This window comes from Streptomyces sp. NRRL S-37 (assembly GCF_000721605.1).
In the GTDB taxonomy this organism is placed as follows: domain Bacteria; phylum Actinomycetota; class Actinomycetes; order Streptomycetales; family Streptomycetaceae; genus Streptomyces.
Genome location: NZ_JOIZ01000102.1, coordinates 1 through 480, shown reverse-complemented (window position 1 = coordinate 480; position 480 = coordinate 1). Strand labels below are relative to the sequence as shown.

At 70.4% G+C, this 480-nt stretch carries 1 pseudogene; it reads right to left on the bottom strand.

The window, feature by feature from the left end:
- Positions 1–480: pseudogene (locus IH50_RS0136950) on the bottom strand (hypothetical protein); the annotation flags it as partial.

Below are 480 nucleotides of genomic sequence, written 5' to 3'. Positions count from 1 at the left end.
CGGCTGCTTCGGCTCCCGCCATCGCCAGAGCGATGGTCTGCCCCGGATCATCGGGCCCGGGCTCGGTGATCAGGCGCAGTCCGTCGCACACGTCGCCGATCAAACCCCGGTCGTCCGGCTCCTGGTAGCGCCGCCACAACGGTTGCTGGTGTGGTGCCGGCTGTGTCACGTCGCCACCCGCCCTTCTGTCTTCGGCCTTTGCTGTCTCCTTCTTCAACGAGGCGGGGCGGGCTGGGTGACTACCCGGACCTGCTGTCTGGCCGCACAGCTCCGGCGCCGCGCCCGCCGCAGCGATCTGGGCGAAGAGAGCGGAGGCCGTCACGGCGGCCTGCTGCGGCGTGTACAGGGCCCATTCGTCGTCCAGGGCGGCAGCAAGTCCTTCGGCTGCTTCGGCTCCCGCCATCGCCAGAGCGATGGTCTGCCCCGGATCATCGGGCCCGGGCTCGGTGATCAGGCGCAGTCCGTCGCACACGTCGCCGA